Genomic DNA, 12157 nt, shown 5'->3' with positions numbered 1-12157 from the left:
TTAAAGGCAGCATCATGCGTAAAGAAGATTGTTTCTATTTAGGCAAGATAGCCAAAAAATTTAGCTACAAGGGCGAAGTACTGGCATGGCTGGATACGGACGAACCTGAGTTGTATGAAAACCTGGAATCGGTGTTTGTTGAAATACACAAACACCTGGTTCCATTTTTTATTCAGAGCAGTTCCCTGCACAAAAATGAATTCTTAAGGGTACGTTTTGAAGATATTGATAGCGAAGATGCCGCCGATGGCATTATGGGCTGCGATATTTACTTGCCTCTTACCCAATTACCAATACTGGAAGGCGATAAATTTTACTTTCATGAAGTTGTGGGTTTTATTGCCGAAGATGTTCGCCTGGGCGAAATAGGTACTATAGTTAACATAAACGACACCTCATCTCAGCCCCTTTTTGAAATTAAAAAAGGCGAAATAGAGATACTTATCCCTATGATAGACCATTTTATTGTTAAGGTAGACCGCGACAATAAAAAAATAATACTTGATACGCCCGACGGGCTTATAGACCTTTACTTAAACGCATAGTTTTTTTGTTTCAGGTTATATAAAAGTTCATGTTTTAATAGAGCATCTAATCATTTATTATCCTATCTATATTTGTAATCATCTTTAGTGATCATAATTATTACCCATAAATTTGGGTTTTCAATCTGAAATCTGAAATGTAAATTCCGAAATTAACATGTTCTCCTTTAAGCAATTCAATATTCAGCAGGATAAAACCGCAATGAAAGTAGGCACCGATGGTGTATTGCTGGGAGCATGGACACCGCTGGACAATAACCCCTACTCTATTCTTGATATTGGTGCAGGCACAGGCTTAATAGCATTAATGCTTGCACAGCGCAGCAATGCCGAACAAATTGATGCCTTGGAAATTGATGATGATGCGTATGAGCAGGCCGTAGATAACTTTGAAAATTCGCCGTGGGGAGACAGACTGTTTTGCTACCATGCCGGACTCGACGAATTTATGGAGGAACCCGAAGATGAATATGACCTTATTATAAGCAACCCCCCTTTTTATACCGAAGACTACACCAGTGGCAATGAGCAGCGTGATACTGCGCGGTTTGCTGCATCACTTCCGTTTGAAGACCTTGCCGAAGCTGCGGGACTTTTATTATCTGAAAAAGGTGTATTTGCCATTATATTGCCTTACAAAGAAGAGACGAGTTTTATTGCCTTAATGAAAGACGAAGGATTGCTACCCTTTAAAATTACCCGTGTAAAAGGCACACCAACATCGGATATTAAGCGCAGCCTTATGGCTTTTAGTTATACCGAAAGCGATATTGAAATTAACGAACTGGTTATAGAAACCACACGCCACGAATATACTACCGAATATGTAGCTCTTACTAAGGATTTTTACTTAAAGATGTGAGTTTACCTGTAAACTTTAAGGCCAAAAGACGGTACGCGCAAAGCTTCTACAGGAGGCTTTGAGTTACCATTTTCTTTATAATCTCTTATAATACGCTCGTTTTGATTAATCCAGCCGGTGCTTATAAAGAATTCAGGCTGATGGAAATATATAGGTTCGGCACTCTGAAAATCTTCATAGGTAATGTAAGCGTCTTTAGCTTCTATAATTTTCCCATTACCGTCGCAGGCACCAAGGCCTTCTATAGATACAAATATCCCTGTTTCAGGAAATTCAATTGTATATTCCGTCAGATCAAGTTCCGTTAACCCTTTCGTGTCTTTTTCCACAAAGCCTATAATATTTGCCGGCGTAACCTCTTCCCCCGGATAGCTTTTGCCTGTAGCACGTTTATAAAAATGCAGTCGGTAGGCAAAACGGTTTTTAGCTTTTACTATTTTAAACAGGAAAGACTTTATATAACCGGCATTACCTGTAGTATTAGGAATGAAAACTGCATCCTTAAATTCGGCCGCAATACCACTAAAATCATTCTTTTTCCTATCTATATACCCTACCGTTACCACATTTGTGCGCCCTGTTATTACCACTTCATCAAGCTGAAAGGCAACAGGCTGCAGTAATACCTCAGCTCCAACAGCGGCTTTATCTAAAGCAACAGCGGTAAAGCCAATGCAGGAAACCTCGAGCACGTCGTAGTTTTTAATACTGATTTTAACGCTGCCGTCCTGATTGCAATAATCACGGGATACAGGCTCCTGATTAAGCCTTGCCAAAACCGTTGCAAATGGCACGGGCTCTTTAGTAACAGCATTTAAAATAACAATGGATTGTGCTTTAATCGCAAAGCAAAACAGCACTAATAGTATGGTGTAAAATAGTTTCATAAGAGTAAACAATAAGATAGCCAATATTAATCAAAAAGTTAGCTTGTAGCTAAACTGTCGCTAATAATTCAATTTTTATTAAAAAATGCAACAAACAATTATTGAATTGTTAGAATTCTGTTTACATTTGTTTTAGTCAAAAACATAAACAAATGAGACCCGATCTATTCCAGGCCCCTGATTACTATAACCTTGATGAGTTATTAACCGATGAGCACAAAATGGTGCGCGACGCTGCCCGCGAGTGGGTAAAGCGAGAGGTTTCGCCCATTATAGAAGATTATGCCCAAAAGGCAGAATTCCCAAAACAGATCATTAAAGGCCTTGCCGATATAGGTGCTTTTGGCCCTTATATACCCGAAGAGTATGGCGGCGCAGGCCTCGACCAGATTTCTTATGGCCTTATAATGCAGGAAATAGAACGTGGCGACAGCGGCGTGAGGAGTACAGCATCGGTACAATCATCGTTAGTTATGTACCCTATATGGAAGTACGGTACTGAAGAGCAAAGGGTTAAGTATTTACCTAAACTTGCATCGGGCGAATTCATGGGCTGTTTTGGCCTTACTGAGCCTGACCACGGATCGAATCCGGGTGGCATGATAACAAATTTTAAAGATAAAGGCGACCACTACCTGCTTAACGGTGCAAAAATGTGGATAAGTAACGCCCCTTTTGCAGATATTGCTGTAGTATGGGCTAAAGATGAAGCCGGCAGGATTCATGGCCTTATTGTAGAGCGCGGCATGGAAGGCTTTACTACTCCTGAAACTCACAATAAATGGTCGCTTAGGGCTTCGGCTACCGGCGAATTGATATTCGATAATGTTAAAGTGCCTAAAGAAAACCTTTTACCTAACAAGTCAGGGCTTGGCGCACCGCTTGGCTGTTTAGATTCTGCACGTTACGGTATTGCATGGGGTGCCATAGGTGCCGCTATGGATTGCTATGACACAGCCCTGCGTTACAGCCAGGAACGCATACAGTTTGATAAACCAATTGGTGCCACACAGCTACAGCAAAAAAAGTTAGCCGAAATGATTACCGAAATCACTAAAGCACAGCTCCTTACATGGAGGCTGGGTGTTTTACGTAACGAAGGTAAAGCTACAACAGCACAGATATCTATGGCAAAACGCAATAACGTAGACATGGCACTTACCATAGCACGAGATGCACGCCAGATGCTGGGCGGTATGGGCATAACCGGAGAATATTCTATTATGCGCCACATGATGAACCTGGAAAGCGTAGTTACTTATGAGGGTACACATGATATTCACCTGCTTATTACAGGCATGGATGTTACCGGGTTTGCGGCTTTTAAATAAATGATCGTCAAATAAAAGACATATTGAAAATTCATTAAAGTGCCGCATCGTTATTTGCGGCACTTTTTATTAATGCAACCATTAACCATAATTAACTTATCAACAAAAACCTTTGCGTAATGGCATGCGTATATAATGTTGTAAATGGCATTCAATATTACATGACCTTTACCGTTTAAAATTTACAAATGCCCAATAAACAGGCATTATTATTGTATTGATAAAAACAATGGCAATACTATACATTGCGCTAAAGCTTTTTTAATTTTGTAAAAAATACTGTTATGGACACAGCTACAATAAACAGTGTCATCCGTCCTCAAAGGGAGATACTGTTACAACACCCACTTTATGAGAGGGTAAAAACAATTGATGATTTAAGGCATTTTTTACAGGGCCATGTATATGCCGTGTGGGATTTTATGTCGCTTCTTAAAGCACTACAGTCAAAACTAACCTGTACCCAGGTGCCGTGGCTTCCCGTAGGCAATCCGGAAATACGTTATCTTATAAATGAAATTGTACTTGCCGAAGAAACAGATATTAATATAGATGGTAAAAGGCAAAGCCACTACGAAATGTATATTGATGCCATGAAAGCCATAGGTGCCGATGTTACTGAGGTTAGTGATTTTTTAGCAGATGTGATTAGCACGCAAAACATTTTTGTATCTATTAAGCAAAGTGCGCTGCACAGTGGTATTAAGGCATTCCTTGATTTTACTTTCAGGGTTATTGAGGAAGGCAAGCCACACGAAATTGCCGCTGCATTTACCTTTGGGCGTGAAGACCTTATACCTGCTATGTTTACCGAGATATTGCGTAACTTTGAAACTAACTTTCCTGAAGTTGACCTAAGTAACCTTATTTACTATTTTGAAAGGCATATAGAGCTTGATGCCGATGAGCACGGACCTATGGCTATGCAAATGGTTGTAGAATTGTGCGGCAATGATGACCAAAAATGGAGAGAAGTTGAAGAAGTTTCCCGCACTGCTCTCGAAAAAAGGATAGGCCTCTGGGATGCCATCGAAGAGAAAATGCTCCACGAAGATTTAGCGTCTATATAAAAATTAAACAAATTACCGCGAATACTGTAAAGCCCAGACACAAGTTTGGGCTTTTTCATTTTTTTTTCACTTTTTGTGTTACAAATTTTCTTTTTTGCGTCCTATACCTGATATTTGCCTTAACACAATTTTAACCAATGAAAAAAACTACCATTAAAGCCTGTATGCTTATTGCCGCAGGTTTGCTTACCCTTGGCATGAATGCCCAAAACAAAACAAAAACTGCTACCATTAAAAAGCCGGGAGAGCCTAAAGAGTTTGTAAAATGTGCTACTGTAGAGTATGAGGCGCTTTTACACAAAAACAACTCAAACCGTGCAACAACTGACAGGTTTGAAAACTGGATCGCTTCAAAAATTGAAGCACGCAGAACACAGCGTACTGCACAAAATGTAAATGATGTAGTTACTATACCTGTAGTTGTACATGTTATACATAATGGCGACGCTATAGGCGTTAACGAAAATATATCTGAAGGGCAAATCCAGTCGCAAATCACGGTTTTAAACCAGGATTACAGCCGAGAAGCAGGCACCCGTGGTTTTAACGACAACCCTGTAGGTGCAAGTATGGATATTGCTTTCTGTATGGCGCAAAGAGACCCATACGGATTAGCATCTAACGGCATTGTACGCCATAACATTGGATCTGATAGACCGTGGGATATGGAAGAACTGGAACTTGTTAAAGCACAAACACAATGGGATCCTGAAAAATATCTTAACATTTGGGTAGTTAACCAAATTGTAATATCGGGTATTTATGAACTTGCCGGCTATGCACAATTCCCTACAGACTCCAGCCTTGATGGCCTTGATGAGGGTACCGGAACTGCTGCCGAAACCGATGGTGTTGCCTTAGGCTATCTTTACTTTGGTTCGGAAGAGATTTACCCTGCCGGATCTTATAGTGAAAACAGGAATTTAGGGCGCGCTGCCAGCCACGAAATAGGCCACTTTTTTGGACTTAGGCATATATGGGGCGATGAAGATAACTGTACTGCCGACGATTATTGCGCAGATACGCCTATTGCGCGCACTGCTAACAGTGGATGTCCTGATGCAGGGTTTGACTCTTGTACCGCAAGGCCGGGTACCGATATGTTTCAAAACTATATGGACTATACTGATGATGCCTGCCAGAACATTTTTACTGCAAACCAAAAAGAGCGTATGCAGGCAGTACTGGCAAATTCGCCAAGAAGGCTTTCGCTAATAACATCTAATGGTTGTGTACCGGGAGAAACATTTGATAATGATGGTTCATTAAACCTGCAGGGTTTAACCAGTACGTGCAGCAATACTATTTCGCCAGCGATTGAATTAACCAATACCGGAAACAACACACTTACATCGGCTATTATTGATTACGCCGCAGATAACGATGCCATAGCAACTTACAACTGGACCGGAAGCCTTGCAAGCGGGGAAACAACTTCTATAGCTGTACCGCAATTAACCTTTACTCCCGGAACGCATACTTTTACAGCCTCTATAACATCTGTAAATGGAACGGATGACCAGGCACCATCTAACAATACTAAAACACAAAACTTTACCATTTTACCAAGTTTCAACACTTCTGAAATTGTGTTTACAATTCGCACAGATGAATATGCGGAAGAGACAATTTGGTATATAACAAATAGCGCAGGCGATTTTGTGGCCAGCAACATTAATTTTGAGGATCCGCAAAATAGCGAGCCTTATGAAAATGAGACCACCTATACACAAAGCATTGATGTTGAAAACAATGAGTGCTATACCTTTACAATATTAGACCTTGAAGCCGACGGAATTTGCTGCGAATATGGTAACGGCTACTACAACATAAAAACAGCCGATGATGTATTAATTACAAGTGGCGGTGCTTATGCAGACCAGGAATCGTTTACCTTTAGTGTTAACACAATACTGGGGACAGGTAATAAAAATGCAGTAAAAAGTGGTATAAAATTATACCCTAACCCATCGCACAATGTTATAAATATCGCAGTACCTCAGGCAACTACCCTGCCGGATGCTTATACGGTTTACAATAACCTTGGCCAGATAGTTAGTACCGGTAAGGTAAACAGTAATAACCAGGAGCTTAATATATCGGGTTATGCTAATGGTGTTTACTTTATAAAACTAAGCGGTAGTGGCACTACACAAACGTTACAGTTTATTAAATACTAAGTATAAAACTTTTTTTAAATAACGAACCCCCGGCAGTGCCGGGGGTTTTGTGTTTACAGCAAAAGCTGTATCTATATGTTCTTGCCTACAACTTTGGGCAATACGGTTTGTTTAAGCCCTTCCATTACAAACTTCCATAAAAAATTAAATACTGATTTGTCTTTACTGCGTTCTACCGCTACATTAACTTTTTTAAGGTCGCCATCGGTATCGTTTTTAACTAACAGGTTACCTACAGCACTAATCAGCTTATTCTTCTTCTTGCCGTCTTTTTTATAGATATCCACCTTAAGGTCTTCATACTTTATGGCAAATGTGCCCGTGGCTCGCTCGCGGTTACCGTTTAAAACAAACTGAACATCTTTCAGGTTTCCGGTTGTTTCGGCATTCATAAGTGGTTTAGAAACAGGATTTGCATCTTCGCTTTTTAAATTCTGCAAATGCCCGGCAATGGTAAATGCATCGCTTACGTCGGGTGTATTAAAACTCCATTTTACGCTTAATGGCGCTTTTTTCATAAAGAGGCATTGCACATCTATAGTAGTGGCAGGCAGTTTATCTTTTTTATTTACAGGGCTGTATACATTAGCAATTGTGGCATAAAATTTAGAAAACACAACCTTAGCAGCGGGTCTACTAAAGGTTAGCTGCTCTTCATATTCTATCAGGCTGTTTTTGAGTAATAACTTCTCTACTTTCAGGTCAAATTTTATAGACCTCAGCAATTCACTGTACAGTTTTTTACGTGTAGGGTCGTCTGCCGGTTCTTTGCTGCGATAAATATTAGCAAATACCTTTTCTAACGTTACTTCGGGTGCATGCACATAAAGCACATTATTTACAAAACCCCAGTCGGCTTTAGGTACAGTAATTTTATTAACCTGAAGGTTAAACTGGTCGAGTTCTTTAGATATAGCCTTAACAAACTGAGGACGCGTTTGCTTGGGTATCATACTGAAGTTATGTATAGCAAGCGTACTATCTGTAGATGTTATTTTATTGAGGGTAATATTGTAAAAGGGCCCGGCATTATAAAACAGGCTGTCGCAGGCAAAACTGTAATCGCGGTAGCGTACCGGCACATTTTCTTTTACAGTAGCACTGTCTACAGTTATTTTATTCAGTTCGAAAGTAATATTAGATGCCTTAAGCATGGGATTCTTTTTTGCATCTACCATTTTAAAATTACCATGACGCACCTCAAGGCTTCCTGTTTCTATTACGTTTTTAAAAGGCTTTTCTATGTCATCTTCAACATTATATTTCTTCTCGCGGTGGTACATAATAATTTCGGGCGTATCTATAACCACGCGGCTTACCTTAATGCGATTATTTTTGTACAGCTGCCATAAGCTTAAGCCGTTAACGCTAATTGATTTTATCTGTCCAAAAATACCGTTTTTAACAGCTTCCTGCATGGTATCTTTAGGTGCCAGGTAGGCATCATGCATTACAAAACTGCCAGTAAGGATATTTATATCAAGCTTTTTATAATTAAGGTTATAAGGAAAACCCTTTTGCTCTTTTATAATGGTGGGAAGTTTAGCCGATACGTAACGGCTTACGCCAAAGTTAAGCAGCACGAGTAGTATAACAAACCCCAAAATACCTATGGCGATTTTTTTAAATAGTTTCATGAAAATAGATTATGAATGAAATTTACTACCAAAAAATTGCACCTCCATACTATTTGTGTTTTTATTAATATTTATCTTAAAGCGTTAAATAAAAGTAGGCTAAATAGTTACATTAGTATGCTTGCATATTAAATTCGCAACATAAGTTTATTTTGTATTAAAAATTCCTATCCTTACAGCTTAAAATATGCAAAATAAATTATTATGAATGCATAATAAATTACTGTATTTTATTGCGTAATCGATAATTTATTATAAATTTGATATGAAGATTATCAATTTGACAACTAACCTGAATTTTACTATGAGAAAATTATTATCCTTAACCATGATGGCTTTTGCGGCTACAACTGCCTTTGCAGGCGGCTATCGCGTAAGCCTGCAGGGGCAAAAACAACTTGCCATGGGCCATACCGGCGTAGGTGTGGTGCAAAGTGCAGAGGTTTTGTTTTTTAACCCGGCGGGGGCAGCATTCTTAAAAGACCGTTTTAACTTCTCTGTTGGTGGTAATGGCCTTTTTGCCAAAACAAGATTTCAAAATGAGGCCAACAACTGGAAGGCATCTACAGAAAATTTTGGTAACCCTTTTGAAATATATGCATCGTATCGTGCTACCGACTGGTTAACCGTAGGCCTTGCAGTATACACCCCTTACGGAAGTGCTGTAGAATGGGACAAAAACTGGGTAGGTGCTAACCTTGTAAATAATATCGATCTGGAAGCAGTATATATCCAGCCTACAATATCTATAAAAATTAACGACCAATTAAGTATTGGCGGTGGGCCAATATATGTTACCGGCGGTGTAGAGCTTAACCGTAACCTTAGCAGGAGCCTTAGCGAAAATGAAGTGCCCCTTGGCGAAAATGGTAATCCTGCAGAAGTTACCATCAGGGCTAAAAACGTGACTGCCTGGGGATGGACGGCAAGTATGATGCTTAACCCTACAGAAAACATAAGGGTGGGTGTAAACTACCGATCTGAAATTACTATGGAAGCGCGTAATGGCAGTGCACAATTTAACCACGTGCCTGCATTTGCCCAGGGTACTTTTAGCAACACTACCTTTAATGCCGATTTACCTTTACCGGCAGAACTTACAGCAGGTTTCTCTGTGCAGCTTACAGATAAATGGCTTGTAGCGTTAGATTATAATGTGGCTTTTTGGAATGTGTACAAAAACCTTACAGTAGATTTTGCAAACAACATACCCACATCTGTTAACCCGCGTAACTATAAAGATGCAAGCACATACCGCATAGGTGCGCAGTATAAACCTAACCAAAAGTTTGCTTTCCGTGCCGGTTATTACTTTGACGAAAGCCCTGTGCAGGATGGCTACTTTGCTCCTGAAACACCAAGGAATGACTCTATGGGCTTTACCGGTGGTTTAACCTACCAGATAACACCTAAGCTGGGTATAGATGCCTCGTTCCTTTACCTTCACTTTAAAGAAACTACCAACTCTTACAACTATACTGCCGAAGACGGTACGCCATATTCTTTTGGCGGAACTTACAAAAATGTGGTATTCTCTCCGGGTGTTGGTTTAACTTATAGCTTTTAATAAAAATTTGCCATGAAAAAAAATACACTTCTATATTTAGCTATACTGGCAGCAGCCGGATTTACAGCCTGCGAGCCGGAGTTTGAACACAACCTTACAGACGCTGACTACAGCGCCGGCGAGGCAGATTTTACAAGGTATGTGGCCGTGGGTAACTCACTAACATCGGGTTACATGGATGGCACCGTGTCTCGCATTGGCCAAACGTACTCGTTTCCTAACCAACTGGCACAGCAGTTTAAAATTGTGGGTGGCGGCGAGTTTACACAGCCAAGCTATGCCGATGATGTAAACAACTTGGGAGGTATTGCTGGCCTGCCCGGTTTTAATACCCGGTTGATTATTGATGCGGGTGCGGGTGGCCCAGAGCCTATTGCAGGCACAAGTACCGTTACGCTTACAGCTCAGCAAAAAGCTTACAACAATATGGGAGTTCCGGGAGCTAAGTCTTTCCACTTGCTGGCCGCGGGTTATGGTAACCCTGCAGGGCTTGCACTTGGGCTTGCCAACCCCTACTTTGTGCGCCACGCAACATCACCTACCACTACAGTACTTGCAGATGCTTTGTCTTTAAACCCAACATTTTTTACTAACTGGATAGGTGCTAACGATGTGTTGTCGTACGCTACATCCGGAGGGATTGGTATAGACCAGACGGGTAATACTAATCCTGCTACTTACGGCGGCAACGATATTACAGACCCTACTGTATTTGCAGGTACCTATACCGAAATTATAAGGCAATTAACGCTTAATGGTGCTAAAGGCGTTGTTGCTACTGTGCCAAACATTACATCAATTCCGTTCTTTACAACAGTACCTTACAACCCACTTACTGCTTCGGCAATTGGCGACGGAGATACTACTGTTGGCCTTGCCAGCATTCGTAGGGCAAATGCGCAATTATACGGCCCGCTTAACCAGATACTAACTGCTTTTGGACAACCGGACAGAATTCACCTTCTCTCTGAAACCGATCCTAACCCACTTTTAATAATAGACGAGTCGCTTGTTAATTTAGGCCCTCAAATTACAGCAGCCGCAGCAGGAAACCCTGCAACGGCACCATTTGCCACTGTGTTAGGTCAAATTTACGGGCAGGCAAGACAGGCAACCGCACAGGATCTTATACTACTTACAACACGATCTGTAATTGGTGAGCCGCCACCGGGCGTTCCGGCACCGTTCGACACTTTTGGGGTGGCCTATCCTTTACAGGATCAGCATGTATTAACCGCTGCCGAAGTAACACTTGTAAACAACGCAACTACAAACTTTAATAATGCCATTCGTGCTATTGCAGCAACAAAAAACCTTGCTGTGGCAGATATGAATGCCATACTTAATCAGCTTGTATCCGGTCTTAGAACTTCAGACGGGCAGATATATACTGCTGATTACTTTAGCACCGCAAAGGTAAACACAGTATTATTTTCTCTTGATGGTGTTCACCCTAATGCAAGAGGTTACGCACTTGTAGCAAACGAGGTAATTAAAGTTATTAATGAACACTATAAAGCAAAACTACCCATGATAACCGCTGGTTACTATCCGGGAGCAACTATTTTGCCTTCAAACTAATTCTTAATATAATTTATTAAAGCACCGGTACATGCCGGTGCTTTTTTTATTTTTACATAAAATTACCTCACTCATGAAAACAATTGTAAAACTCCTCTTTACCACTTTTTTTGTACTAATGCTTGCGCATTTTATGCCCGGTGTACATGTAGATAGTTTTTACACTGCCCTTATCGTGGCAGTTGTGTTGGCGCTGCTAAATATTTTTATAAAACCCATCCTTGTATTATTTACATTACCGGTTACCATTTTTACACTGGGGCTTTTCCTACTCGTTATTAATGCTATTATTGTCATGCTGTGCGACCATCTTATAGATGGCTTTACAATAATAGATTTTGTGCATGCCCTGATATTTAGCCTTGTGCTATCTATTTGCCAGAGTATTGTATCCGCGTTTTACAGCGATAAATAAATTATGTTGTAAGTTACACCGCCTTTTTTAAGGCCATTGAAATACAATATTTTAAAAAGTTGTATGAGTTGTAAAAAAGGTT

10 protein-coding genes are annotated in these 12157 nt (G+C 40.4%); 8 read left to right on the top strand and 2 right to left on the bottom strand.

Annotation, left to right across the window (positions count from 1 at the left end):
• The first annotated feature begins 14 nt into the window (after positions 1 to 14).
• Both rimM and F565_RS0111790 read left to right on the top strand, forming a co-directional pair.
• Positions 15 to 545: a ribosome maturation factor RimM gene (gene rimM, locus F565_RS0111795; RefSeq protein WP_020213437.1), complete on the top strand. Its 531-nt coding sequence runs from the start codon at positions 15 to 17 to the stop codon at positions 543 to 545.
• Between the two features lie 157 nt (positions 546 to 702).
• Positions 703 to 1407: a tRNA1(Val) (adenine(37)-N6)-methyltransferase gene (locus F565_RS0111790; RefSeq protein WP_020213436.1), complete on the top strand. Its 705-nt coding sequence runs from the start codon at positions 703 to 705 to the stop codon at positions 1405 to 1407.
• 2 nt (positions 1408 to 1409) lie between these two features.
• On the opposite strand, the gene F565_RS0111785 is transcribed toward F565_RS0111790, so the two are convergent.
• On the bottom strand, positions 1410 to 2294 hold the full coding sequence (locus F565_RS0111785; protein WP_020213435.1) for a hypothetical protein: 885 nt from the start codon (positions 2292 to 2294) through the stop codon (positions 1410 to 1412).
• A gap of 152 nt (positions 2295 to 2446) precedes the next feature.
• Between F565_RS0111785 and F565_RS0111780 the strand changes: the two genes are divergently transcribed.
• The 3 genes from F565_RS0111780 (at position 2447) to F565_RS22390 (ending at position 6875) form a co-directional block, all read left to right on the top strand.
• Positions 2447 to 3625, top strand: coding sequence for an acyl-CoA dehydrogenase family protein (locus tag F565_RS0111780; RefSeq protein WP_020213434.1), 1179 nt, complete (start codon positions 2447 to 2449; stop codon positions 3623 to 3625).
• Between the two features lie 284 nt (positions 3626 to 3909).
• Positions 3910 to 4695 (top strand): DUF3050 domain-containing protein, encoded by a 786-nt coding sequence (locus tag F565_RS0111775; RefSeq protein WP_020213433.1) that lies wholly within the window; start codon positions 3910 to 3912, stop codon positions 4693 to 4695.
• A gap of 137 nt (positions 4696 to 4832) precedes the next feature.
• Positions 4833 to 6875, top strand: coding sequence for a M43 family zinc metalloprotease (locus F565_RS22390; protein WP_020213432.1), 2043 nt, complete (start codon positions 4833 to 4835; stop codon positions 6873 to 6875).
• A 71-nt stretch (positions 6876 to 6946) separates the two neighbouring features.
• Here the strand turns inward: F565_RS22390 and F565_RS0111765 are convergent, their stop codons facing one another.
• Positions 6947 to 8512, bottom strand: coding sequence for an AsmA family protein (locus F565_RS0111765; protein WP_020213431.1), 1566 nt, complete (start codon positions 8510 to 8512; stop codon positions 6947 to 6949).
• A gap of 304 nt (positions 8513 to 8816) precedes the next feature.
• Between F565_RS0111765 and F565_RS0111760 the strand changes: the two genes are divergently transcribed.
• From F565_RS0111760 to F565_RS0111750, 3 genes are all read left to right on the top strand, one after another.
• Positions 8817 to 10079, top strand: a complete 1263-nt coding sequence (locus F565_RS0111760) for an OmpP1/FadL family transporter (protein ID WP_026300021.1) — start codon at positions 8817 to 8819, stop codon at positions 10077 to 10079.
• A 12-nt stretch (positions 10080 to 10091) separates the two neighbouring features.
• On the top strand, positions 10092 to 11660 hold the full coding sequence (locus F565_RS0111755) for an SGNH/GDSL hydrolase family protein (protein ID WP_020213429.1): 1569 nt from the start codon (positions 10092 to 10094) through the stop codon (positions 11658 to 11660).
• 73 nt (positions 11661 to 11733) lie between these two features.
• Positions 11734 to 12075 carry a phage holin family protein gene (locus F565_RS0111750; RefSeq protein ID WP_020213428.1) on the top strand — a complete coding sequence of 114 codons (342 nt, stop codon included), beginning with the start codon at positions 11734 to 11736 and terminating at the stop codon, positions 12073 to 12075.
• Positions 12076 to 12157 lie beyond the last annotated feature (82 nt).

Origin of the sequence: Flavobacterium rivuli WB 3.3-2 = DSM 21788 (genome assembly GCF_000378485.1) — a bacterium.
Taxonomy (GTDB): Bacteria; Bacteroidota; Bacteroidia; order Flavobacteriales; family Flavobacteriaceae; genus Flavobacterium; species Flavobacterium rivuli.
This window is presented reverse-complemented; position numbering and strand designations above follow the sequence as displayed.